The organism is Marinomonas vaga, from assembly GCF_055388305.1.
In genome coordinates this window covers 1,055,822-1,081,455 of record NZ_AP043903.1, presented here as the reverse complement: position 1 = coordinate 1,081,455, position 25,634 = coordinate 1,055,822, and the positions used below count along the sequence as shown (strand labels likewise).

At 48.4% G+C, this 25,634-nt stretch carries 21 protein-coding genes; 14 read left to right on the top strand and 7 right to left on the bottom strand.

The window, feature by feature from the left end; genetic code table 11:
* Positions 1 to 3 precede the first annotated feature (3 nt).
* The 4 genes from ACZ5DR_RS05070 to ACZ5DR_RS05055 all read left to right on the top strand — a co-directional run bounded on the left by ACZ5DR_RS05070 (position 4) and on the right by ACZ5DR_RS05055 (position 4,265).
* The gene (locus ACZ5DR_RS05070; protein WP_377366210.1) at positions 4 to 1,125 is read left to right on the top strand and encodes an extracellular solute-binding protein; all 1,122 of its coding nucleotides are present in this window, start codon (positions 4 to 6) and stop codon (positions 1,123 to 1,125) included.
* 582 nt (positions 1,126 to 1,707) lie between these two features.
* Positions 1,708 to 2,499, top strand: coding sequence for a hypothetical protein (locus ACZ5DR_RS05065; RefSeq protein ID WP_377366211.1), 792 nt, complete (start codon positions 1,708 to 1,710; stop codon positions 2,497 to 2,499).
* 115 nt (positions 2,500 to 2,614) lie between these two features.
* Positions 2,615 to 3,703 carry a hypothetical protein gene (locus ACZ5DR_RS05060; RefSeq protein ID WP_377366212.1) on the top strand — a complete coding sequence of 363 codons (1,089 nt, stop codon included), beginning with the start codon at positions 2,615 to 2,617 and terminating at the stop codon, positions 3,701 to 3,703.
* Between the two features lie 13 nt (positions 3,704 to 3,716).
* Positions 3,717 to 4,265, top strand: a complete 549-nt coding sequence (locus tag ACZ5DR_RS05055) for a hypothetical protein (protein WP_377366213.1) — start codon at positions 3,717 to 3,719, stop codon at positions 4,263 to 4,265.
* A gap of 411 nt (positions 4,266 to 4,676) precedes the next feature.
* On the opposite strand, the gene ACZ5DR_RS05050 is transcribed toward ACZ5DR_RS05055, so the two are convergent.
* The 6 genes from ACZ5DR_RS05050 to betC all read right to left on the bottom strand — a co-directional run bounded on the left by ACZ5DR_RS05050 (position 4,677) and on the right by betC (position 12,146).
* Positions 4,677 to 6,086: an alanine/glycine:cation symporter family protein gene (locus tag ACZ5DR_RS05050; RefSeq protein ID WP_377366214.1), complete on the bottom strand. Its 1,410-nt coding sequence runs from the start codon at positions 6,084 to 6,086 to the stop codon at positions 4,677 to 4,679.
* A gap of 184 nt (positions 6,087 to 6,270) precedes the next feature.
* On the bottom strand, positions 6,271 to 8,013 hold the full coding sequence (locus tag ACZ5DR_RS05045; RefSeq protein WP_377366215.1) for a potassium/proton antiporter: 1,743 nt from the start codon (positions 8,011 to 8,013) through the stop codon (positions 6,271 to 6,273).
* 123 nt (positions 8,014 to 8,136) lie between these two features.
* Positions 8,137 to 8,574 (bottom strand): hypothetical protein, encoded by a 438-nt coding sequence (locus ACZ5DR_RS05040; RefSeq protein WP_377366216.1) that lies wholly within the window; start codon positions 8,572 to 8,574, stop codon positions 8,137 to 8,139.
* A gap of 101 nt (positions 8,575 to 8,675) precedes the next feature.
* Positions 8,676 to 9,323 (bottom strand): pyridoxamine 5'-phosphate oxidase family protein, encoded by a 648-nt coding sequence (locus tag ACZ5DR_RS05035; protein WP_377366217.1) that lies wholly within the window; start codon positions 9,321 to 9,323, stop codon positions 8,676 to 8,678.
* Between the two features lie 238 nt (positions 9,324 to 9,561).
* Positions 9,562 to 10,503 (bottom strand): choline ABC transporter substrate-binding protein, encoded by a 942-nt coding sequence (choX, locus tag ACZ5DR_RS05030; RefSeq protein ID WP_377366218.1) that lies wholly within the window; start codon positions 10,501 to 10,503, stop codon positions 9,562 to 9,564.
* Between the two features lie 110 nt (positions 10,504 to 10,613).
* Positions 10,614 to 12,146, bottom strand: coding sequence for a choline-sulfatase (betC, locus tag ACZ5DR_RS05025; protein ID WP_377366219.1), 1,533 nt, complete (start codon positions 12,144 to 12,146; stop codon positions 10,614 to 10,616).
* A gap of 129 nt (positions 12,147 to 12,275) precedes the next feature.
* Here betC and ACZ5DR_RS05020 point away from each other — a divergent pair, with 129 nt between their 5' ends.
* Entirely contained in the window at positions 12,276 to 13,193 is a 918-nt protein-coding gene (locus tag ACZ5DR_RS05020) for a choline sulfate utilization transcriptional regulator (protein WP_377366220.1), read from the top strand.
* Positions 13,194 to 13,244: 51 nt separating this feature from the next.
* On the opposite strand, the gene ACZ5DR_RS05015 is transcribed toward ACZ5DR_RS05020, so the two are convergent.
* Positions 13,245 to 14,249: an ABC transporter substrate-binding protein gene (locus ACZ5DR_RS05015; RefSeq protein ID WP_377366221.1), complete on the bottom strand. Its 1,005-nt coding sequence runs from the start codon at positions 14,247 to 14,249 to the stop codon at positions 13,245 to 13,247.
* A gap of 540 nt (positions 14,250 to 14,789) precedes the next feature.
* On the opposite strand from ACZ5DR_RS05015, the gene ACZ5DR_RS05010 reads away from it, so the two are divergent.
* From ACZ5DR_RS05010 to ACZ5DR_RS04970, 9 genes are all read left to right on the top strand, one after another.
* Entirely contained in the window at positions 14,790 to 16,148 is a 1,359-nt protein-coding gene (locus ACZ5DR_RS05010) for an amidohydrolase family protein (RefSeq protein ID WP_377366222.1), read from the top strand.
* Between the two features lie 74 nt (positions 16,149 to 16,222).
* Positions 16,223 to 17,623, top strand: a complete 1,401-nt coding sequence (pdxR, locus tag ACZ5DR_RS05005) for a MocR-like pyridoxine biosynthesis transcription factor PdxR (protein ID WP_377366223.1) — start codon at positions 16,223 to 16,225, stop codon at positions 17,621 to 17,623.
* A 68-nt stretch (positions 17,624 to 17,691) separates the two neighbouring features.
* Positions 17,692 to 18,126: a hypothetical protein gene (locus tag ACZ5DR_RS05000; RefSeq protein ID WP_377366224.1), complete on the top strand. Its 435-nt coding sequence runs from the start codon at positions 17,692 to 17,694 to the stop codon at positions 18,124 to 18,126.
* 414 nt (positions 18,127 to 18,540) lie between these two features.
* On the top strand, positions 18,541 to 19,593 hold the full coding sequence (locus tag ACZ5DR_RS04995) for a hypothetical protein (protein ID WP_377366225.1): 1,053 nt from the start codon (positions 18,541 to 18,543) through the stop codon (positions 19,591 to 19,593).
* A 68-nt stretch (positions 19,594 to 19,661) separates the two neighbouring features.
* Positions 19,662 to 20,096, top strand: a complete 435-nt coding sequence (locus ACZ5DR_RS04990; RefSeq protein ID WP_377366226.1) for a tripartite tricarboxylate transporter TctB family protein — start codon at positions 19,662 to 19,664, stop codon at positions 20,094 to 20,096.
* A 17-nt stretch (positions 20,097 to 20,113) separates the two neighbouring features.
* Positions 20,114 to 21,616 (top strand): tripartite tricarboxylate transporter permease, encoded by a 1,503-nt coding sequence (locus ACZ5DR_RS04985; protein ID WP_377366227.1) that lies wholly within the window; start codon positions 20,114 to 20,116, stop codon positions 21,614 to 21,616.
* Between the two features lie 2 nt (positions 21,617 to 21,618).
* Positions 21,619 to 23,190, top strand: coding sequence for a galactarate dehydratase (garD, locus tag ACZ5DR_RS04980; RefSeq protein WP_377366228.1), 1,572 nt, complete (start codon positions 21,619 to 21,621; stop codon positions 23,188 to 23,190).
* Positions 23,191 to 23,307: 117 nt separating this feature from the next.
* Positions 23,308 to 24,219: a 5-dehydro-4-deoxyglucarate dehydratase gene (locus tag ACZ5DR_RS04975; protein ID WP_377366229.1), complete on the top strand. Its 912-nt coding sequence runs from the start codon at positions 23,308 to 23,310 to the stop codon at positions 24,217 to 24,219.
* 52 nt (positions 24,220 to 24,271) lie between these two features.
* Positions 24,272 to 25,597 carry an enolase C-terminal domain-like protein gene (locus ACZ5DR_RS04970; RefSeq protein ID WP_377366230.1) on the top strand — a complete coding sequence of 442 codons (1,326 nt, stop codon included), beginning with the start codon at positions 24,272 to 24,274 and terminating at the stop codon, positions 25,595 to 25,597.
* The last annotated feature ends 37 nt before the right edge of the window (positions 25,598 to 25,634 follow it).

Sequence of the window (25,634 nt, the reverse complement as noted above, 5' to 3'; positions counted from 1 at the left end):
ACCATGACTCAAGCGAGCCGATTCAAACGTCGTGTTTTACCCATTGCAGGTATGGTCTGTGCACTGGGTGCGGGTGTGACACCTGCCATGGCTGAGACGCTAAAATTTTATAACTGGTCTGACTACATTGCAGAAGACACCATCGATAAATTTGAAGCCGAAACAGGCATCGAAGTGGTAGAAGATGTGTTCGACAGTAATGAAGTGCTAGAAGCCAAGCTGTTAGCAGGGAACTCTGGCTACGATCTTGTGGTGCCCACCGCCTCCTTCATGGGACGCCAAATCCAAGCGGGTGTGTTCGACACATTGGACAAATCCAAGCTAACCAACCTAGATCGCGTGGACCCAGAGTTATTGTCCTTCCTAGAAGCCGTTGATCCCGGTAACCAATACGGTGTGCCTTACCTTTGGGGCACCACAGGCATCGGTTACAACGTGGAAAAGGTCAAAGAAATCCTAGGTGATGATGCCCCTGTGAACAGCTGGGATCTGGTGTTCAAACCTGAAAACATGGAAAAGCTACAGGACTGTGGCGTCATGTTCCTCGACTCACCGGATGAGCTGTACCCGCTAGTGTTGAACTACCTAGGCAAAGATCCAAACAGCCGCACACCAGCAGACTATGCCCTAGACAGCGAAGGCGTCCAACTGCTGAAAAGCGTGCGCCCATACGTGAGCCAGTTCCACTCCTCCCAGTACATTAGCGCCTTGGCAAACGGTGACGCCTGTGTCGCCATCGGTTGGTCTGGTGACGTGATCCAAGCCCAAGACCGTGCCATCGAAGCGGACAACGGCATCAACATCGAATACAGCATTCCAAAAGAAGGCACACAGGTTTGGTTCGACATGTTGGCAGTGCCAAAAGATGCGGACAACAAAGACGCGGCTCACCAGTTTATCGACTTCTTGCTACGTCCTGAAATCATCGCAGACATCTCCAACTACGTGGCCTACGCCAACCCGAACCTAGACGCCATGGATCTACAAGACGAAGAAATCCGTGACAACGAAGGCATCTACCCGCCAAAAGAAGTGAAGGAAAAACTCTTCGCCCAAAAAGTACGCGGCATGCGCATCGAGCGCCTAATGGTACGCCTATGGACAGATGTGAAAACGGGACGCTAACCCAGCATAACCCAAAATAAACATCAAAAAGCCGCCAACTTCACCGAACTTGGCGGCTTTTTCGTACCACTTACTTGTTGGAACCAAATCCTTTTGGTGACGAAGATCGCAACCTAGATGTCAACCAGAAGCCACCACAAACGCCCGAACCTCTGTAGGTCGGGCTTTAGCCCGACAACTACGTGACACCCCAGCTCCTCAGAAAGAAAGCCTCCATGCAATTCAATTCGCTTGCGCATTGTCTTGCTTCGTTCCTTAGCTTCGACCGTCAGCGCGAATTAAACACATGGAGACTTATATCAAGGCCATTGTTATTGGAAATGCCGAAAGAATAGCTTAATCTGTAATCAATGCAGTCATGGATGACGAGAAGCCTACCCTTTTACCTCTCCCTGACAAGCACGGTTATCTGCCAAAACGAATGTGCGTGTATCTCCATGCCTAAGATATTTAAAATATTCATGTACATCAATAGTTTATAAGTTTTTAGTAGAGAGCCAAATACAGAATAATGCGCATGCATAGTTTATCGTATAAACACGCACGCGCATTAAAATTTTATGGGCCTGAAGGAGAAATTAATTGAATTGGAAAGATTGGACCGCTGCCCTTGAAAAGGCTGTAAACTCTCAGATTGAAGCTTGCTTTGAAGAGAGAGAAGATGGGCGGTGGGATGAGAATATAATAACCGCAGACATTTTAAGGGCTCTGAAAAAGTTACATAAAGACCCAGTAAAAGTAGAGGATATTTACCGTTCTACTTCTTGGAATGCATACAAGCTAAAGGGTACTTCTGAAAAAACTCATGGTGATATTGCTCTAATCGTTAAGATTCATTTAGAGTCAGGTAAAAGTGTTGAAGGTGTTGCATTTCTTGAGGCAAAGCGAATTACGTATGGAAGTAAAATCTTATCCGGCTCATTTTCATCAATAAAATGGGATCGATTAAAACAATATTCAGAATCATCTCCGGCTCACTATACAATTCTGTATGATTATTTACCTATAGGAAAGAAACCCACTCCACTTTGTCGAAGCATGGTAACAGTGCATTTACTCGCGTTGAATGAAAAGCATCGAGGAATATATAAACACTCAGAGAACATTTCTGAATTGTTAGGATATCGCTTACTGATGGGGCATGGTCTTGATTATCGAGATTCAATTGTGCTCTCTGCTGCAGGGTTTACAGATTCAGAGATAAGGTATAAGTATGTGGTAACAGCAGATGTCATTGTTTCTCATACTCTTGAGCTGGTTGTTGATAATGATCCTGTGCTGGTGAATCGTGAAAAGTATGGAGATATAGATTCACCCGAAGTAAAGTCAAAGCAAGAATATAATAATGACAATGGTCCATCGTTCGGCCCATAAAAAATCCTGCACACGGATAAAATACTAGCTTCGCTCCTATTTTACCGGTTAGCGCGGCGTTAGCTCTCTAGAGTTTAATCACCACAGTTTGCTTACTATATAAAAGGATTGCTAAATGATTGAAAAAGCAAGTATTAGATTCCATAAGGTTAAAAGCTGTGGGCTTTACCGCGAAAAGGCTAGAAATCCAGAAATGGGATCATTTACAGAAATTGTTAATAATATATATAATTGGTCTAACTCGGGTGGAAGGTTAATCCAAAATACATGTACTTATGAAGTCAGTGAAGATTCAGATATGGATTTTCTCGAAACATACTTAGTAAGCATGAAGCACGATCCGAATTCAGGTGATTATTTTTTAGCAATGTGGAATAGAACGCATGATTCTGGTGACTCTGTATATGCCCTAGATCCTTCGGCTACAATAGACAATATTAATGAAAAAGCTTTGCATAGAGGCAATTTGCCTTCTAGATCTATTCCAGGATATGCAACATATTTCTGGTTAATGCCTTCACAAAACACAATAGCCACAATTACTTTTGGCACCCCTAGAACGGGGATGAAATCATTTTCGTATTGGTTAGAGTCTTTTATTAAAACAGAAAGCCGATATGTAAGGTTTGACGAAAATGATCAGTTTCTTGGGTATGCAGTTGGAAATAACCAACCTAATATAGAATTAGTGCCAAGGTTTACTAGAACACTACATAAAAACCCTGCTAAAAGAGATTTGATTATTCGAAGCCGGGCACAGATCCGAGGTGTAATCAGACGTATAAATTTAGATAGAGCTCAACCTGTTCATGAGGGTACAGTAGATAAACTATTAGGCTTGATTGGAATCGCTAATCAAAATGAACATATGCCACACGAAATACCTTTAACATATGAATTGAACTACACACCATCAGAGGGAGAGTTAAATCGAATTATTGCCAATTATGAGGCTGGTCAAGACAATGGAAGCTGGGAGGATGTTGGATTCAAATTCCCTAAAAATAATGTATTTGGTGCAGATGAAAAAGAATGGCTTAGTAAATCTTACTCAAAAGGTAAAATTAGTATCGATGTAGAATGGGTTGTTGTTGGCCAGCTTCTAAATATGATAAACCTCAAGGACAGCATCAATTCCCGTAGGGAAGAACTAATTGCCTTATTACCTGCACGTGAAGTAAATGTATCACCACAGGTGGCTTGATATGAACCTCAGAATGAAGTGGTTGTTAATCATATTAGCCTCTTCAATTGCATTGGTAACTTTATATTTTTTATTCATAGCTGGTAAAAATATAAGTTATGAAGCGCAATCTAAGTATTTTGACAATGTTCGAACTATAGCCTCAATTATATTTGGTGTAACTGGTGCATGGTTAGCTATTACCTATCCCAAAGCCTTAAGTTCAGCTTCTGCTGCTAGACAAGCTTCTGCTGATGAGAGAACCGAAGCACTTAATAGAGCTACTGAAGATTCGAAGATACTTATTGGCTTTGTTAGAACGATGATAATTTCCATTGTTGTTATAGCAATTTCATTATCAGTACCTTTTGTAAAAGAAATATTGGCATTGTATCAGTGGGCAATTGATATAAAAGAATACTTCCGAGGAATTTTATATACGTTACTTGGAATTACTTCAATAGTTCAACTTGCATTGCTAGGTCTTACCTTAAGAAATACTTATTTAGCATTGACTGAATTAAATAGGGAAACAGCAGAGGCTGTCACTCGTGCTGAGCGAGATAGAAATCGCGAGTACTAGAGAGCTAAAAAGCTGTTAAAAAGGACAAAAAATAGTAGTCTTTTCTCCTTCTCCGCTTATTTTTACCAACTATTTTATTGCCTGTTAACAGGGCGTTATGTGTAATTTCTATCGGAGTCTGGGTAGCCTTCATAGGCTAAAGTTTCCGCTAAGGTTTGCGGATGCCCGTTGAAGCGGAAGATCCAAAAAACAGCAAAAGTCCGAACGATCTCATTCCTTAGCATCCTGAAAGACTGAGATCATGCTAATAATGAGAGCCAATGGCGAAATCTATATTAGCGAGTTCAGCAAGCTTGCATCTTAGTTTAGGTGCATTTGGTGCTTTGTTTTTAGTATTGTCTGTTGCATTTCCCCCCAAAAAAGCCCGCACAAGGCGGGCTTCATCATCAGATCTAAAAGCTTAAAACACCATCAATCCTGTTTTGGCTTCTCATTCCAAACGCTCAGATCAATGTCTTTTTGCACTTCTTGGAAGTCATCAGGGTTAAACACAGGGGTGTGTGTTTTGTTCTGGGCGAAGTAGTCTTTGGTCAGTTTCACCACCAAGCCAGACAGCAAGACGATGGCGATGAGGTTGATGGTGGCCATTAAGCCCATGGCCGCATCGGCGGCGTTGAAGACCATTGCCACGCTTTCGTACGCACCCCAAGGAATCATGGCTAACGCTAGGATACGCAGGACAAAGATGCCCGGTTTTGTGGCCCATTTTAGGTAGGTCAGGGCGTTTTCAGCGTAGCTGTAGTTACCAATGATGGAGGTAAAGGCAAAGAAGAAGATTGCGATCGCCACGAAGTAATGACCGCCCGCACCAACGTGATGAGACATAGCCGATTGCGTCAGTACAATGCCTGACTCACCGTTGCCCAATACTCCAGACAAGAGAATCATCAAGGCCGTTGCGGTACAGATCAGCAAGGTATCAATGAACACGCCTAACGACTGCACCATGCCTTGTGACGCTGGGTGGTGAGGATTAGGAGTGGCTACGGCGGCAATATTTGGCGCAGAACCCATACCTGCTTCGTTGGAGAAGAGGCCACGTTTGACGCCGTTTAACAAAGCGCCTGCCACACCGCCTGCGGCTTGCTCGATACCAAAAGCACTCTTGAAGATCAAGGCGAACATAGCTGGCACCTGCTCAATGTTCATGGCGATGATAAACAACGCCAACAGCAGGTACGCAATGGCCATAAAGGGCACCACGATCTCAGCAAAGCGTGCAATCTTCTTGATACCGCCAAAGATCACGATGGCCGCCAGACCCATGATGATCAGGCCTGTGGCCATTTTAGGGATGCCAAAGGCGCCTTCCATTGCTCCTGCGATGGAGTTGGCTTGTACCGCGTTGAACACCAAGCCAAAGGCAAGGATCAAGGCGAGGGAGAAGATAGCTCCCGCCCAAGGTGCTTTTAGGCCTTTACTGATGTAGAACGCAGGGCCACCGCGAAGCTGGCCGTTTTGGTCACGAACCTTGTAAAGCTGTGCCAAGGTGCTTTCAGCATAGGCCGTTGCCATACCGATTAAAGCCACTACCCACATCCAAAAGATCGCCCCTGCGCCACCTAGGGCTAAGGCTACTGCGACCCCTGCCATGTTCCCCGTGCCCACACGGGAAGCCAGACTGGTACACAAAGCTTGGAAAGGAGAGATGCCACCACGGTCGCTTTGGGGGGCTTTAAAAACGGTGCGGACGAATTCAGGGAAGTGGCGTATTTGAATGAAACCTAGGCGAAGGGTGAAGTACACACCCACAGCCAATAGGCCGTAAATAAGAACATAGCCCCAAAAGAAGGTGTTCAGCGAGTCAATTAAAGTGGCCATCAGGCGCTCCCAGTTGGTCTTGTCGTTATGATTTGCAGGAATGAGCTCTGATAGAGCTCGAAGAAACCCCCTATTTTTGGGAGGAGGTTTCTTAAAAAAGGGGCAAGACTAGCGTTTCAGGGAAAATAGGCAAGCAAAAAGGCCTGATAAATGCGCATAAATGGTGCAAATTTAATCAATTGGCCTAATTATGGTGCGTTTTTGAGCGAATGATCTTCAAACCAAACTGGGTAATTTCCCCCGCTTCTAGCTCACGAACGGTCAGCTCGATTTCACCAAAGCGGTATTTATCCCCCACCACCACATGGCCGCGGAACTTGTCTAAGAAGAACTCTTTGACGGTGCTGTCCAGATACTTTTCTTCCATAAAGAAGAAGTAGTTGTAAGCCAGATCCCGCAGTTTGGCGTCGCTGTTGACCACGAAGTCCCCGTAGAACTGACTCATGGTGGTGCGCTGTAGGGCTTGGCCTGGGGTAAAGGCGCGGTTAAGTTCTTGATCGTCTTCCACTTGGGAGAAAAATGCCGCTTTATCAAGGGCTTGTAGCGCTTGATCAGGCTCCAGCAAGAGTTGTCCACTGCGCATGACACCCATTGGGCGCGAGTATTGGGTCGTCGGTAAAGACTCCAAGGGAGAGCCCACCAGATCGCTGTCTTCAGGGACGTGATACACCAGAATATGGCGGTTGTGGTAATCGTCAAAGGCCAAGCTAAAGGAGCTTGGGGTCGCCGCTTTGTCAGGCAGCTCCAATTTAAGCCAACGGGCCACTTGGGGAATCGTCCAGCCCTGTAATACCAAGGACATGATCACCACCACAAAGACCAGGTTGAAATAAATAGGGGTTTGCTCCACCCCTGATAACGAAGGATACAAGGCCAGAATGATCGGCACCGCCCCCCGTAAACCACACCAACTGATAAACACCTGCTCACGCCAAGGAAAGTGAAACGGTAGTAGAGACAGGAGCACCGCAATCGGACGAGCAATAAAGATCAACACGGCACCGATCGCCAATGCTGGGATGATCACTGGGCCGATTTGGCTGGGCACGACTAGCAGACCCAACATCAAGAACATGCCGATCTGGCTCAACCACGCCATGCCGTCGTGAAATCGATGAACGTCTTTTTTGTAGGGCATGTTGGTGGAGTTCCCCAGCATCACACCCACAATGTAAATGGCGAGGAAGCCGCTGCCGCCCCACAGGTTGGTAATGCCAAAGATGCTCAAACCTGCGGAAGTGACCAATAATGGGTACAAGGAGCTGGTGAGGTGTAACTTGGGCAATACCCGATTTAATACATAGCCACCGGACAAACCGATTAATAAACCTAAGCCCATTTGCTGTACCAGCTCCAACAACATGGCCAGACCAAGGTTGGTGTTGCTGGTGCTGATCAACTCCACCATGGTGATGGTTAAGAAGATCGCCATAGGATCGTTGGCACCGGACTCAATCTCTAGGGTCGCGCCGGTACGTTCTTTTAGACGTAAGCCTGCGTTACGGATCAAACCAAATACCGCGGCCGCATCCGTGGAGCCGATAATCGCCCCCATCAAGATGCTTTCTTTCCATGGGAACCCCAGCAAGAAATGCACGGCAGCCCCCGTGAGCCCAGCGGTGACTAACACCCCCACGGTGGCCAGCATAAAGGCGGGTTTTAAACTGATGGAGAAGGTTTCTTTACGTGTTCCGAGACCACCGTCCAGTAGGATGGCGGCAAGGGCTAGGTTACCAAACAGAAATGCCAAACCAGAATTGTCGAACTGGATACCGCCAATGCCATCTTCCCCTGCGAGCATGCCAACGACTAAGAAAATCAACAGCAGGGGCGCCCCAAGGCGGCGTGATAGAACGCTGGCAAGGATACTGAGCAGGGCAAGCAACCCAGCTAAAAATATGTACTGGCTCGATATTTCGATGGTCATGAGTGCGCTATCCGTCGGGCATTTACATGAAAAGGGGTCCTTTCAGTGTATGAAAAGTCTGTGCCACCGACCATAGCAAAGTGACTGATTCTGCTGGATTTTCTTAATCTAGCGTGAGACTGACTAAGTTTTAGAAGGGTGAGGCTGGCTGCCCTTAAGAGCCCACTGCCAGAGCATGTGATTGACCTGTTGGGAATAAGTGATACATAGACCCATGCCCCATAACACAAAGAAGGGTACGCCAAATACAGGATGTGTGACCAGATAAGTGATGAAAAACACAGCGCAGGAAGCCATGAATAACCCGGTGGCAAAGACACAGTAGAGGGCTTTTTGACGCAAGTTGGCGGTTAAAAACGAGCCGCTTTTGGTAGATGACGCTGGAAGGTGGAAGACGGATTTTCTGAGAACTACGGCGCACCAGATACCGAGTACGACAGCGACAGTCGCCATAATCGAGCCACTTAACCAATACTCTAAAATAGGTGAAAGGGCAGCACACAGTAGAGTGAAGACGAGGACGAAAAGCGCCTCAAGGTTGATTGGCTTAGATGTTGGCATACTGAATACCCCTGCGTCCTGCATTGAAAGAGGTATTCAGTGTATCGCTATTAAATAATAATCACTAGCATTTATGCCGTCTGACCGCAGGGCTTTCCAGACTATTTAGCGTGGGGCGCCGTTGGTGCAGGGTAGTCTTGGGTCTGATCGTCGTTTTGCTGTGGCGCTTGCCATTGTTTTTCCAGTGGCAGCACGCCTGCCCAAACGGGCCAATCGAAATCCTCGTCATCATCCAGAGCTCCTTGCGCTCGCACTTTGACACTGGCTTCTTCGATCTTGATGCGTACCAGTCCTGTGGCTTTGACTTCGATGTCCTTCACTGGGCGTAGGCTGTCCCAACGGTTCGGGGAGACTTTGTCTACGAACAGCTTAAAGTGGCGCATTTTTTCATCGTAATCTTCAATGGGCTCAGGCACACCAAATAAGGTCACGGAACGGTAGTTCACCGAGTGGTGAAACGCTGAGCGGGCCAGCACTAATCCATCCAGCTCACAAACGTTAATACACACCTTTTGACCTTCTTTTACCGCCCCATGGGTGTTACGTGCTTTGCTGTGGGCATGCCAGTAAAGGTAATCCCCTTCGCGCCAATGGCAGGTTGGGGTCACGAATACTTGGCCATTCATCTGCTGGCCAATGTGACACAGTAGGGTGTCATCTAGGATTTTGTGTACCAGCTCAACATCGTAAGAAGCGCGGTTTGCCCCACGTTTTACGGTGCTGGTTGGCGTTTGCAATGACGCTGACATGGTCTTTCCTCTGGTGAAAATCAATGGTTACGGTCTGTCGTGGGAGTAAAGTCATCATAGAAGGAGTTGGATGTGTTAAAAATGACCAGATTACATTTATTTAACCAGTCCAGATTGTTGTCGGTTCAGATATAGAGTCAGTTTAGATGGTCGTCAGATACAAAAACGCCCACTCCAAGGAGTGGGCGTTGGTGATGCTCAAAGGCTTGCCGTTAAAGTAGCGGCAAAGGCGGGGGAATTACAGGCCAAGAGCGCTGTTTACCGCCGCAAGACCCGGTTGACCAGAGGTAGTGGTTACGCCTTCTAACCAGTCAGACAGTACGGCTGGGTTGTCCTGTAGCCATTTTTTCGCTGCGTCGTTGGCAGACATGCCTTCATCCGTCATAGAAATCACGGTGTTCTCCATGTTTAGAGTGAATTCCATGTTTTCTAACAACTGGGCCACGTTGCCACATTCGCTGGCGTAGCCTTTACGTGTCACTGTGTGGATGGTCGCGCCGCCGTAGTTTGGACCGAAGTACTCGTCACCACCGGATAGGTACTGTAGGTCAAAGTTCACGTTCATTGGGTGTGGTTCCCAAGCTAGGAAGACGATGAAGTTTTCTCGTTTCACCGCGCGAGACACCTGAGCCAGCATGGCTTGCTCGCCAGACTCAACCACACGCCATTCCCCTAGACCAAAGTCGTTCTTGTCGATCATGTTCATCAGGTTCTGGTTGGCTGGAGAGCCTGCACCAATCCCGTAGATACGGCTACGGAAATCTTTGGAGAACTTCTCAAGGTCAGCGAAATCTGTCACGCCTGCGTCAGCCACGTATTGTGGCACGGCTAGGGTGAATTTAACCCCTTCCAAGTTGGTGCGAATCACGTCTAGGCTGTCTTTGTATTTTTCCAAAAACGCCGTTTGTGCTGGCATCCAGTTACCTAGGAAAACGTCAATTTCGCCGTTTTTAAGGCTTTCGTAACCGATTGGCACCGCCAATAATTTGATATCAGTGCTGTAGCCAAGCGCTTCTAAAACAGTGGTTGCTAAACCGTTTGTCGCGCCGATGTCTGTCCAGCCTGGATCCGTCATGGTGACCGTTTGGCATTGCTCTGGCACGGCCGCGAAGGCTCCGCTGGAAATCGCAGCAGTGGTGAAGGTGGCAATAAGCGTTTTTGATAAGCGCGGGTTTTTCATGAATCGGTTCCTCTGTGATATCTAATCATTTGGTAGTGAAACGAGTTGTTATTACAAATCGGTAACAGGTCTCTTGAGAGAGCCTCTTGAGCTCTCCCAAGAGCATAACATTACACTTTTGGATAACGCGACTTGGCTTCTAGATCATCCAGATCAATATGGTTACGCATGTACATCTCTGTTGCCGGGAAGTACGGCTGGTGATCCCATGCGATGTTGGTTTCGCCTTCGCCCATGGCGCGAACGATCAGACGACGGCGACGTTGGCTGATTTTCACGGCTTGGGTAATGGCATCAGAGTCCCAACGTTGCAATGCTTCTTCTCTGAAAGCTTTAACCACGTCGGCGTGCTCTGGGTCTTGCGCCAAGTTTGTTAGCTCAAGAGGGTCCTTCTCTAAATCGTATAATTGGTCTGGGTCGATGGAACAGTGTACGTATTTATATTGACCGCGGCGAATCATAAACAAGGGGGCGATAGCGCCTTCGCCACAGTACTCGCCAATCACTTCATCGTGACCGCCGTCTTTGCCTTCCACGTGAGGGACTAGCGTGCGTCCATCAATCGGCATAGCGTATTCTGTGCCTTGGTTTTCAGTCGCCCAGTCCACAAAGGTAGGCAATAAGTCCATGGTCGATACGGACGCTTTTACGCGTTTTGGCTCAAAACGGTTAGGCGCACAAACGATCAGAGGCACGCGGGCGGAGCCTTCGAAGTAAGACATCTTGTACCAAAGATTACGTTCACCCAGCATGTCACCGTGGTCCCCAGAGAATACGATGATGGTATCTTCATCTAGGTTACAGTCTTTCAGGGCTTTCAGAAGTCGACCTACTTGGTCATCCACATAGCTGCAAGCGCCGTAGTAAGCATGACGAGCGTTGCGCACTTCTTCTTCTGAGATCTCTTGGTCGTAGTAGGCGTAAACGTCCTGCAAACGGCGAGAGTGCGGGTCTTGGTCTTCTTTCGCAATGGTGACCTTAGGCAAGTCGATCTCATCATGATCATAGCGATCCCAGTATTCTTTGGTGATGGCGTAAGGATCATGGGGGTGCGTCATGGACACGGTTAAACAGAACGGACGTTCTTGCTTGCCGCGGGCATAGTCGTATAGGTAACGCTCGGCGTGGAACACAACCTCGTCGTCAAAGTCCAGTTGGTTACTGCGCACACAAGTACCGGCATCCGTCACAGAAGACATGTTGTGATACCAAGTTGGGCGTGTGTCTGGGTCATCCCAGTTTGGGAACCAGCCGTAGTCCGCTGGGTAGATGTCTGTGGTAAGACGCTGCTCAAAACCATGGAGTTGGTCTGGGCCACAGAAATGCATCTTGCCTGACAGGGCAGTTTGGTAGCCTTTTTCGCGCATGTAGTATGGGAAAGTTGGGATGTCCGCAGGGAAGTCTGCAGCGTTGTCCCATGCACCGATTCGGGTCGGTAGCTGCCCTGTCATGAGTACATAACGGGATGGCGCGCACAACGGGCTGTTGGTGTAAGCCGAGTCAAATACCACGCCCTTCTCCGCCAAGGAAGCAAGATGTGGGACTTTCGCGGTTTTACCGCCATAAAAGGGTAAGGCAGAGGCTGCCATTTGGTCAGCCATGATGAATAGAATGTTGGGCTGTTTAGAAGTCTTGTTGCTCAATTTTGGTGCCTCTATTAAATAAGTGAAAATAATGTCACTGGTGTATAGATTGTGTATGGTTACTAGGTTGCACCCTATAAAACTGTGTGTAAACTGACTGAAATATTATGATTGGGATAAGCTGAACTAATGTTATCTGAAAGCGACATGCCACCCTTACAAATGTTGGTGGTGTTTGAGTCTTCGGCTCGACACTTAAGTTTTACCGCTGCTGCTCGAGAGTTGGGGACCACCCAACCCGCTATAAGCCAGCAAGTGAAAGCCTTAGAGGCATTTTTGAACACACCACTTTTTCGTCGTGTGTACCGTGGCGTGGAGCTCACAGACGAAGGTCATATTTTGCTAAAAACGACTCAGTCGAGCTTCAGTGAGATCCGCAAGGTGGTCAGTTTTATCCGCAAAAAAAATAAGACCCCGCGAATTAATGTCGCAACGGATTTCGCTTTTGCCGCTTATTGGCTAATGCCGCGCTTGCCAGAGTTTCGAAAAGAGCACCCAGAGATCGAGATTCGCCTGCATACCGCCCAGAGTAATGTGGATGTGGGGTTGCAAGACATCGATCTGGCAATTGTCTTCAGTGATGGTTTGCACAAAGGTTTTGTGTCGGAAAAATTGTTCGAAGAAGAGGTGTTCCCTGTTTGCAGTCCGAAGTTAGCAGAGGAATATGGGCCGTTTAACCAGTTAGCCGACATCAGTAGTGCGCCCCTGCTAAAGCTTCACGCGGAGTCCGATGAAAAGTGGATGGTTTGGGAGCGCTTATTTGAACAGCACAACAGTCTTTGGTCGCCCCTACAAACGGTGATGGAGTTTGATAACTATACCCTGCTGTTACAGGCGGCTATTGCTGGGCAAGGGGTGGCGCTGGGGTGGGGCACCCTAGTGGATGATATGTTGGACAAGAATCTGTTGACCGCCTTTCCGGCGTTTTCGACCCGTTCGTCCAATGGCTATTTCTCAGTCATGTCACCGTCTCAGGTAGAAGATCCTGTGGTGAAGACTTTTAAAGAGTGGCTTCACAAAAAGACCGCACCGTTGCCGGTGCGGTAAATCGTCAGGATTGCGATGGGTGAACATCGCTGACGAGGCAATCGAAAACGCTTATTTCAATACACTGCGGTTGATAGCGGATTCAGGATCAAAGCTGTCTACAGGCTTGTTCTGGGCTTTTGCTGTCCACTGCCAAGTCGTAGCAAGGCGTTCAGGCGTCAGGGCGCCCATGCCGTCACGCTCAGACACGGCGTTAAACACCAGACCTTTAATGGATTTGATGGTGTCGGTGGCGGTGGCTGCATCCACTTCTGGCACCATGTCATGGACGATCTCACCGCTTTCTTCAGGGTGGGACCAAGTGTAATCAATGGCTTTGGCGTAGGCGGTAACAAAGCGCTTCGCCACTTCTGGCTGTTCTGATAAGAATCGATCAGAGCCAATAATCGAGGTGGCGTAGAAGGCGAGACCAGCGTCGTACCAAGGCATCACCTTAATGGATTTGTCTGCGATCTGAGCTTGATGCTCGTATTTCACCGTATCCGTCACCCAAGAAATCACCACGTCCGTATTGCCTTGAATCAACATGGCGTTCAGAGCGCCCGGATCGGCTTTGGTCAACTTGATGCTGTCTTCTGGTACGCCATTCACATTCAGTAGCAGAGGCAAAAACACGTTGGAAGAGGTGTAAGGGGAAGTGGCGATGCGCTTGCCTTCCACGTCTTTGACGCTTTCAATTCCCGAATCTTCCAACACAAAGAAAGCATGGGGGGCTTCACTGAAGACGGAATAAACGGCGCTCACGGGCACTTCGTTTTCTGCTTTAGCCATCAACAGGGCGACCAAGTCACTTAGTCCCATGTCGGCGTTGTTGGTGGCGAGCTTGGTGATGGCATCGTTTGAACCACGGCCTGTGGCCACGCTCACGTCTAGGTCTTGCTCCTCAAAGAAGCCTTTTGCAAGGCCCACATAAATCGGTGCTTTGTCCCCGCCTGGTAGCCAATCAAGCTGGAAACGAACCGCGTCCGCTGCAAACGCAGAAGCGCTCACAGAGGCTAGACCAGCCAAGGCAAGAGTGCGGGCAATAGGGTGTTTTACAAGATGAAATTTGGACATAGTGAGACTCCGAAATGATCGATTAATCCGCTAGGCGGAATGAACACGACAAAGTCACGAAGTCGGTGTGGGTGAGGGCGAGAGGATCGGGGTTACACAGCGAGTACAACGGCTGTCACTTCCCATTCCACACGCCGCTTCGGCATCGTCGAATGGGAGTGAGCAATGCCCGGGTATCATCAATACCTGACCGCTTCTACTCAGCTCCAATGGGCCTCTTTAGGAGACCTTGGTTATGATAATGCAAGCGATAGGCCAACTTTTAACCCCATGATTGGCGACGTTTTATGTTTTTCTGCACTATAACGGAACATTATTAGTCTTGGTCTAACCGTTTTGGTGAGATTTAGTTGTGAAACGAGCGTTTCACGCTGGTATAAGATTTGCTTCTCATTTTAATGGCTTGCCGTCGTGGCGATGCCTTACTTATTACCCTATGTAATTTGTACTTTATGTAATGTGTACCCAATGCAAAAGAGTAGAAGCGGTTAGCATCGTTATGACGATCAAGACATTGCTCTTTCCAACTCAGGAGAGGACATGAGCCGCTATCTCATACAGAACTTATCCGCCATGCCAACCGTTGCGGGTTCGGCCAACAGTATTCGCATTCAAGACGGTGTGATCACCGCCCTAGGTGAAGATTTACCTTTAGAAGATGGAGAAATCGCCATCGATGGCTGTCATTGTGTGGCTTACCCCGGTTTTGTGAACACTCACCACCATCTTGCCCAGTCCGTGTTAAAAGGCATCCCTGAAGGTCGTCAGGTCCCCCTAGGGGAATGGTTGGCGCAAGTGCCCTACCGTTATTGGCCCAAGATTACCCCAGAAGACATGTATGTGGCCGCCAAAGTGGGCTTTTATGAGTTGCTGCGCTCGGGTGTCGCCACCTGTGCGGATCAGCATTATTTGTATCATGCGGGCACTTCCCCTGAGTTAGAGGATGCGGTTTGGCAGGCAGCAGAAGAGCTGGGTATTCGCTTTGCTTTGTGTCGCGGGGCCACGACCACCACTGGCAGCCATCGAGGCATGCAGGGCAATCGGATTCAGCCAGAAACCTTAGATATGGCCCTCAGCCGTATGGAAGCCAGTCGTCAGCGCTACCATGATGGTTCAGAGTTGAGTATGCGCCGCTTGGTGGTGGCGCCCACCAGCTTGGTACACACGTCTCCTAAAGACGATCTGCTGGCTTTTGGTAAGTTTGCCAAAGCCAATGGGCTAAAACGCCATTCCCATCTGTTAGAAGTCAGCTACGACGAGCAAGTGGCGCAAACCCAACATGGCATGAGCGCCGTGGACTATGCGGAATCCTGTGGTTGGCTGGGGGAGGACGTTTGGTTTGCCCATCTGGTGAAAGCCGATCGTCCAGCCATTGAAAAATTGGCTCAGTCTGGGACACGTATTGCCCATTGTCCTACGTCTAATAGCCGTCTTGGCAGTGGTATTGCGCCAGTGATTGAGATGGCTCAAGCAGGCATGAAGATCACCCTAGGGGTGGATGGCTCAGCTTCCAGTGAAGGAGGTTCCATGCTCCAAGAGATGAACCTTGCTTGGTTGCTGCACCGCACCCAGCATGGGGCCGACGCCACCAGTCCAGAGGGCGTTATGGGGTTGGCCACAGAAAATGGCGCTGACCTTTTAGGGTTTAAAACAGGCCAACTGGCCGTGGGTTATGGGGCAGATATTGTCCTGTATCGTTTAGACAATCCTCGTTTGGCTGGCATTCATCAAAGTGAATGGGCCCCTGTCATGGCGGGTGAACCCTGTGAGATCCACACCAGCTTGGTCAATGGCAAGCCAGTGGTGCAGGACGGGCGAGTCCTCGGGGTAGATGAGCAACAACTGGCCCAAGACGCCATGGCGGTAGTTCAGCGCTTAAAAACTCTGGTCAATGGCTAAATCCTCTGGTGGTAGGTTTAAGATCTGGTAGGCTGAGAATCTAATATTTAAGTAGATTAAGGCCAGTCCAGAACATGATCGCCAGCCTTTCCTTTAGTTTGGAGTCCAATGAGACCCCAAGGTATCAGCAGTTACAGCAACAGCTCTTAGCAGCCATTGAGCAGGGGCGATTGGGGGTAGGTGATAAGTTGCCTTCCAGTCGCTCCTTGGCGCAATCTCTGGGAGTCTCCCGCAGTGTGGTGATTCAGACCTATGAGCAACTCATTGCGGAAGGAGTGCTGATCAGTGAGCCCAAGCGCGGTGTGTTTGTGGCTGCGGTAGAGCGTGTGATGCCTAAAAGCTCGACTGTGGCTCGCTCTCAGCCTGTGGCACCTACGTTTGCGTTTGATTCAGGGGTAGACGTGGGGGCGTTCCCCCGTAAGGCTTGGGCGGCGAGTATGCGTCGTAGCTGGTTGAATCCAGATCCCAATCTACTTACTGGTGGATTTCGGGCGGGCTTTCCGCCTTTGCGTTTGGCCATTGTGGATTATCTCTATGCGCTGCGTGGATTAGAGTGTTCCCCTGAGCAGATTATCCTGACCGCTGGTAATCGGGATGCCTTGGCCCTATTGACCCATGCCCTGCGTTCAGAAACACGGACTTGGCTGTTAGAAAATCCAACCTACCCACCCATTCAAGCAAGCGTGTCCAGTTATGACAGTCTAAGCCTGCCTGTAACAGACCAAGGGGCGCATCCCCCTGAGAACCTACAGCAGTGGGGGGCTATTTTAACTCCTAACCGTCAGTACCCTTTAGGGATTAGCTACAGCTCACCAGTACGGGAGCAATGGCTAGAAGCCTTAGCGTCCGGTCAGGGCTATGTAATTGAGGACGATTACGACAACGAGTTTGTCTATCAAGGCAAACCTCAAGCGCCCCTGATGCAATTAGCCCAGCGCCGTGGGGCGGCCAGCGAGCGGGTGTTTTATGTGGGTAGCTTCTCAAAGGTGCTGTTTCGTGGCTTACGCATGGGCTTTATCGTGGCGCCAAGTTCTCAGGTGGAGCGAATCATGGGGAGTCAGCAGGCTTTGGGGTTATCGGCGTCTTTGCCGGTACAACCGGTGATTGCCGATTTCATGGAGACAGGCAGTTTTTACCGACACCTGAACCGTATGCGCCGCCTGTATCGTCATAAGCGAGACGTGCTGATTGATGCCTTGGACCGTCATTTGGGTCAGTGGTTTGACTGGGAGCGACCCAGTGGTGGCATGCATGTCATCCTGCATGTGAAACCGGACTACACTTCTGATGTTTGGTGGCAAGCTTTGGATCAAGGCTGTCGCGCAAAGGGTTTGCATTTGTCTTGGTTGCATTCGCACTATCCCTCGGGGGAGCCTGCTCCACTAGGGTTGGTGCTAGGTTTTTCTGGACCGGATGAGGCCAATCTGACCCTTTGGGTGTGTTGGATTGCTGACGTGGCGCAAAGAATTGAGTGATTAAACTGGACAAATGCAAATGATACTGATTATCATTAATGAAATTCTCATTGATGGAGAGGTATTCAATGGAACAGTGGCAACGGTTAATCGTGGCAGGTAACAAGGCATTTCATACGGGCAACAATACTGAGGCGGAGATTCACTATCGTGATGCCTCGCGATCGGCACGCCAAATGATCGATTGCTGGTTCGACACGGAAGGAGCGATTAACGCCTTGGTGGTCACAGATTTAAATCTGGCGGAGTGCCAGTGCCGTATGGGGTGCTTTGAGCAAGCCATTGATACTTACTCCTCTTTAAGTTTGGATTTGCGTAAGTTCCAACTGAGCTTTGCTCCGAGTAACCCTATTGTGGGGATGGTAGCCCGTGCTCTAACGCAAATTAAAAAGGAGTTCCTCACTCTGACTCAAACTTATGCTTACGACATTCTTCAGGTCCGTGAAGCGCCTGTGGTGTCAGCGCCTCGTTCGAGTACTTCAGCCATCACTTCTGCCTCTTAATTCCCTTCTTTTTCTGACAAAAGTTTTGACAACCCCACCGGATATTGATGAATATTCGGTGGGGTAACGAACTTTTTTTGTTGTCTTCTTGCTCCAAAATGACAGTATTTTTAGTGTCTTTTATGACGGAATAAGTGAGTTTTATTGCTTGTTTTATAGAGTTTTTTTGGATTTTTATCGCTATTTTGCAGACGTTCATTAGGTTTTTGCGACAGATTTTTACCTGTTTTACTCAGGCCAGATATGGAAAATTTTTTCGTGTTTAGACAGTTGCAAGTGACTTTGTATGATGTATGATTAAGTCGTTCTTTTAGTCAATTTTAAGCGTTTCTCTGTAGGAAGCATCCTTAGAAAAGCTTAAAGAGCGCGATATCTCGTCTAATACAAAAACAACTACGGGACAGGACAATAACTATGAAAAATATTCTAAAAAATGCAAAAGTAGCTGTATTAGCCACTACTCTTGTTGCTGCACCAACAATCGCTTTCGCAGCGGATAACCCAATCCGTGGCAATATCCGTATCGTGATCGGTTCTAAATCGACCGGTGGAGACACTTACCAAGCGTCTTCGATCATTGCCGAAGCGTTAGCAGCCAAAATCGACGCCAACGTTAAAGTAGATGCTGTCGGTTTCTCTGCGGGTTACCAAGCACTTGCACGTGTACCAAGCGGTAACACCCTAATGATCTTCCATGACCAAGCTTACCTAGGCAACTTGTACGGCAAGAAGGGCTATGAAGATCCATTCAAAAAATGGAACGTCGGTCCAACCTTTGCTACCAACCCAGGTAACGCTTACCTAGTCTCTAAAAGTTCTCCATACAAATCTATGGATGAAGTTTTGAATGCGGCAGGTAACGGCGAAACCATCCGTGTTGCGATCCAACCAGGTGGTGTTTCTGAAATCGGTTTCTCTGCAATGAAAAACGCTGTGCGTCTTGCTTACCCAGGCAAAGAAGACAACATTGTTGCTTTGAACACAGGTTCTCAGTCTGATAAAAACCAAGCGATGTTTGACGGTCTAGCGGACGTGATTAACGGTAGTGTGCAAGCCAACGAGCAGTACACTCGCCTGCCTGCTGATGACCAAAAAGCGATGAGCTTTGTTTGGTTGACTGCAAAAGCGTCGACTGTACAAGATGCGAACCCAGAAGGTATGGGACAAACCTCCCGTGATCAGTTGATGCAGTACGCATCCGGCCTTGGTGTAAAAGTGCCAATGGATGCTGAGAACGATTTTACCTTCGATAAAGAGTTCTTCTTCTTGTACAACAAACGTATGTCTAAAGAGACCGTTGAGTTCTTAGACAATGCGTTAGCAGAAGTATTTGCTGACGGTAAAGTTCAAGAAACCCTTAAGAAGTCTTTCTTCATCCCTAATTTCCGTAAATCTGCTGAAGCGCAAGAGCACTTGATGGCGAAACGCGACAGCTACGCGAAAATTATCCAAAGTCTACACAAGTAATCCTTATGTAGATGGCCGCTCCGGGGGTACCTGCCCCCGGAGTGTTTGACTTCTTAGAGAGGTTTGTTATGTCTTGGTTTTCCTCACTGAATAATGTCGTCATCGATTTTGACCAATCTCATCTGTTTTTCCCGCGTATCATCATTGCGCTGGTGTTGATTTTGGGGCTGGTGATTGTGGTGGTGAATTTCCGACCTGTACTACGTGCTATTCGCACAGGCCAATACCAATTTTTTGTTAAGAACGCGGACTTCTTTCGGTTGATCGCGACCTTAGCGTTAATCCCTGCCTACTTCTGGGGTATGGACTTCATCGGGATGATGTTGCCCAACATGGGATTAGGATTTCTTTTGGCATCGATTCCATTTGTGTTCTTAATGTCGATGCTCTACTGCCATGAACGGACGCGCCGCAACCTTATTATCATTACGGCTAATGCATTGATTGCACCGACGCTTGTCTGGGTCGTTTTGTATCATTTCTTCCTTGTATCAATGCCTTAGGCTAGTGGAGTGACACTATGGAGTTTTTAGAATTACTCTCGCCTGCGTACTTCCTATTAGCGGCAGCAGGATCCATTATCGGCATCATTTTTGGTGCGATTCCAGGTATGACAGCCACTATGGCGGTAGCGGTGTGTTTGCCGTTAACCTATACCTTGGGTTTGCACGACGGTTTGGCGCTGTTGCTGGGTCTATACGTGGGTGGCATTTCCGGTGGCTTGGTGCCAGCGGTATTGCTGAACATCCCGGGTACCCCATCTTCTATTACGACAACCTTTGATGGCTACCCCATGGCACAGCGTGGCGAAGCCGAGCGTGCCTTGAAGACTTGTATTGTAGCTTCCTTGTTTGGTGGCTTCTTTAGTGCTGTGATCTTGTTCTTTTTTGCTCCGATCTTGGCGGATTTTGCGATTAAGTTCTCCTATGTTGAGAAGTTCTTGATGATCTTCTTTGCTATGTCGGTGATTGCATCCCTATCGAAAAACATCCTAATGGGGGTTTTCAGTGGCTTATTAGGTGTGCTGTTGAGCTTGATCGGTACCTACGATGTGTCCAACGGTGGTAACGGTGAATACCGTCTGATGGCGGATTTCATGGAGCCCTACTTGGCCTACGGTTTCTCCCTATTGCCAGTGCTGATCGGTTTGTTTGGTATTTCCACCATCATCGAAGAAGCGGAAAAAGGCACCAAGGAAACCTCGGTTGAGAACAAGGTGAACCTGTCCAAAGGTAAGCCGTTTTCCTTCAATATCTTTAAAGGTCAAATCGGTAACCTATTCCGTTCCTCTTCTATCGGTACTTTTGTGGGCATGTTGCCGGGTATCGGTGGTAGTGCAGCGTCTATTTTGGCCTACACCCAGCAGAAAAACTTGTCGAAACAGCCTGAAAAATTAGGCAAAGGTGAGCCGGAAGGTTTGGTGGCGTCTGAGTCTGCCAACAACAGTTTGACCGGTGGTGCCTTGATCCCGCTATTGTCCTTGGGTATCCCAGGTGACAGTACCACAGCGGTTTTGATCGGTGCCTTTACCCTTCAGGGCTTACAAGTGGGGCCGTTGTTTATCGGTGAAAACATCGATACTTGGTACTCCATGATCACTGGCTTGATGTTTGCCAACATTGTGATGTTCATCGTCATGTTCTATGCGATCCGTCACATTGCCAAAGTGGTGTTGATTCCGAAATTTATCCTTTACCCAATCATCGTCATGATGTGTGCGGTAGGTGCTTATGCCATCAACTACGGCATCATGTTTGATGTTTGGACGCTGTTGATTTTCGGTGTGGCCGGTTGGATTTTCACCAAGATTGGTATCGAAGTCGCGCCTTTGGTGATCGGTTTTATCTTAGGTAGCTCTGCGGAAGTCTACTTTGTGAAAAGCTTGGAGTCCTACGGTGAGTACTCGGTGCTTGTGACTAAGAGTCCAATTGCTATGGTGCTTTGGGGGCTGATCATTCTGTCTGTTGTGGTGTCGGTTATGATCCACAAGAAGAGCAAGCAACAAGCGAATAAAGAGGCGTAATCATGAGCGATTCCTACGTACTAATTAAAATTCATGAGAGCGACAACGTTGCGATTATTCTCAACCAAGGTGGCGCGCCAAAAGGGGCAGAATTGCCCGGCGGCATCACTTTGATTGAAGACGTCCCACAAGGTCACAAGGTGGCCTTGGTGGACATCGAAACCGGTGGCCAAGTGCGCCGTTATAACGAGGTAGTGGGCTACGCGAAGCACGACATCAAGCAAGGTTCTTGGGTGTCTGAAAAAGTCGTGGATATGCCAACGCCACCTAAGTTAGATGAGTTGCAACTGGCCACTCGCGAAAAACCAGCATTTGAGCCATTAGAAGGTTACACCTTTGATGGTTATCGTAATCCAGACGGCTCCGCAGGCACGAAAAACCTTCTAGGTATTAGCACCAGTGTGCAATGTGTGGCGGGGATCACGGATTATGTGGTGAAACTGATCAAGAAGACCTTGCTGCCGAAATACCCGAATGTGGATGGCGTTGTGGCGCTGAACCACACTTACGGTTGTGGTGTGGCCATTACGGCACCAGCGGCCATTGTGCCCATTCGTACCCTACAAAACATTGCTAAGAACCCAAACTTCGGCGGTGAGATCATGGTTATCGGTCTGGGCTGTGAGAAGTTATCACCGTCTCGCTTATTAGAGATTGATGATGAGCAAGCGGTAAACATTCTGCCGAACTCGGAAGCGGCCAAGACCCTAGAAGACCATGTGGTCAGTCTGCAAGACGAGAATCACCATGGTTTCCAAGATATGGTGGATCACATCATGGAGATGGCGGAAGCGCACCTTGAGCGTTTGAATAAACGTCGTCGTGAGCCTTGTCCTATCTCTGAGCTTGTAGTGGGCATGCAGTGTGGTGGCAGTGATGCGTTCTCTGGTGTGACCGCTAACCCAGCAGTGGGTTATGCGTCTGACTTGATTGTGCGTGCAGGGGGTTCCGTGATGTTTTCGGAAGTGTCCGAAGTGCGCGACGGCATTCATCTGTTAACGCCCCGTGCGGACACGGTTGAAGTGGGTCAGGCCTTACTCCGTGAAATGCAGTGGTTTGATGATTACCTGAGCCAAGGTAAAGCAGACCGCAGTGCCAACACGACTCCGGGTAACAAAAAAGGCGGCTTAAACAACATCGTTGAGAAGTCCCTTGGCTCCATTACCAAGTCCGGTAACAGTCCTATTGTTGATGTGTTGAGTCCTGGAGAGCGCATTCGTAAGCGTGGTTTGAATTTCGCTGCGACCCCAGCCAGTGACTTTATCTGTGGCACCTTGCAGTTCGCTTCGGGGATGAACATTCAGGTGTTCACCACGGGTCGAGGTACGCCATACGGTTTAGAAGTCGCTCCAGTGATTAAGGTGTCTACAAACTCTACCTTAGGTAAGCGCTGGCACGACATGATCGACATGGATGCTGGCCGTATTGCTTCCAAAGAGATCACTTTAGAAGAAGCGGGTTGGGAGCTTTTCCACCTGATTCTGGATGTGGCGTCTGGCCGCAAACAAGTGGCGGCAGACAAGCTCGGCCTACACAACGACTTGGTGTTATTTAACCCTGCACCAGTGACCTGATTTTTAATCGTAAATGGCATTGCTATTTAATTGTATAGTTGTATGATGTATTACAAGTAAACATCATACCAACAAGCCGTTAGGCTCAAACAAATAACAACAAGAGAGGAAAACAGCATGGCTTTTTCTGTAGAACAAATTCGCGAAGCATTGAGTGATGGTCTTTTATCTTTCCCAGTAACTGACTTTGATGCGAACGGTAAATTTAACGCTGAAACTTACAAAGAGCGTTTGGAAGCTTTCATCGCTCACGGTGTGTCTTCGATCTTCATCGCAGGCGGTACAGGTGAGTTCTTCTCTCTAGACGAAGAAGACTTCCGTGAAATCGTAGAAGTGTCTGTTGCTACGGTAAAAGGTCGTGTGCCTGTGATCGCTGCAGCGGGTCGTAGCATCAAAGATGCGTCTAAGTTCTCTAACATTGCTGCGGATGCTGGCTGTGACGGTATCTTGTTGATGCCTCCTTTCCTAACAGAATGCCCAGAAGATGGCGTGGTTGAATACGCGTCTGCAGTCATGGCAAGTGCTGACATCCAGTTCGTTTACTACAACCGTGGTAACGGCATCCTAAGCGCTGAGTCCGTAAAAGAATTGGCAGCGCGTAACCCGAACATGGTGGCGTTAAAAGACGGCGTGGGTAACATCGCTGCATTGAACGACACAATCAAAACAGTGGGTGATCGTTTGGTTTACATCGGTGGTGTACCAACAGCGGAGATCTTCGCTGAAGCCTACCTATCAATCGGTGTTAACACTTATTCTTCTGCGGCGTACAACTTCATGCCTGAAATGGCGATGAACTTCTACAAAGCATTGCGTGCCGGTGACAAAGCGACTGTGACCAGCATCATTCAAAACTTCTTCATTCCGTTCTGCCGTCTACGTGACACGAAAAAAGGTTACGCAGTGAGCTTGATCAAAGCGGGTGTTGCATTGCAAGGTATGCCTGCTGGTGACGTACGTCCGCCACTAACTATGCCTAACGATGCTGATCTAGCGGCACTAAAAGCGATCATCGAACAGAACAAATAAGTCGATAACGGGAGAGTTTGCTCTCCCGTTTGCTCATTGAGTGGAGAGAATTATGTTTACCACCATTAAAAAAATGGAAGTCGTACCGGTTGCAGGCTACGACAGCTTCCTACTTAACCTAAGTGGCGGCCATGCCCCTTGGTTCATCCGTACCGTTGTCGTGCTAGAAGACAACGATGGCAACATCGGCCTTGGGGAAATCCCAGCCACAGACAGCATCATTTCAACCCTAGAGCGTTGCAAAGAATTGATCGTGGGCCAGAGTGTTGGCAAGTGGAAGTCCATCATTTCCTCTGTGCGCGAAGCCACTTCTGGTCAAGCAGACGACGTACGCGGCAACCAAACCTTTGACCTACGTACTGCGGTACACGTGATCACAGGTATTGAGTCCGCCTTGTTGGATCTTGCGGGCAAAAACATGGGCTTGCCAGTGGTTGAGCTACTGGGCCAATACGGTCGTCAGCGTGATGAAGTGGAAGCTTTGGGTTACTTGTTCTTCCTTGGTGATCGCAAGAAAACCGATCTACCGTACCCAAGCTACGACAATCCAATTGATGCATGGGACAAAGTTCGTGGTGAAGAAGCTCTAACGCCAGATGCCATTGCTAACCTAGCAAAAGGTGCCTACGAGCGTTACGGCTTTAAAGACTTCAAACTAAAAGGCGGTGTTTTGGACGGCCATCAAGAAGCGGACTGTATCCGTGCCTTGTATGAAGCTTTCCCAGACGCGCGTCTAACCTTAGATCCAAACGGTGCTTGGACCCTTGATCAAGCGGTTGAGTACCTAACACCGATTAAAGACATCTTAAGCTACGCAGAAGACCCATGTGGTCAAGAAGGGGCTTGGTCTGGTCGTGAAACCATGTCTGAATTCAAACGCCGTACGGGTTTGAAAACAGCTACTAACATGATCGCCACTGACTGGCAGCAATTCCGCAACGCTGTGCGTCTGGACTCTGTGGACATCCCTCTAGCGGATTGTCACTTCTGGACGATGCAAGGCGCAGTAGCAGTGGGTGAGTTGTGTAACGAGTGGGGCATGACTTGGGGTTCTCACAGTAATAACCACTTCGACATCTCACTTGCGATGATGACTCATGTTGCCGCAGCGTGTCCGGGCGAAATCACTGCCATCGACACACACTGGATTTGGCAAGATGGTCAACGCATTACCAAAGACCCATTCAAGATCAAAGGCGGCAAGATCGCCGTGCCAACCACTCCAGGTCTAGGCATTGAATTGGATCGTGAGAAATTGATGGAAGCACATGAGCTGTACAAGTCGCTAACACTGGGTCAACGTGACGACTCCATGGCGATGCAGTTCTTAATTCCTGGTTGGACCTTCAATCCGAAGAAACCAACGCTTGTTAGATAATGCGCTCTAGGATAATGTTCTATAAAAAATAATGGCA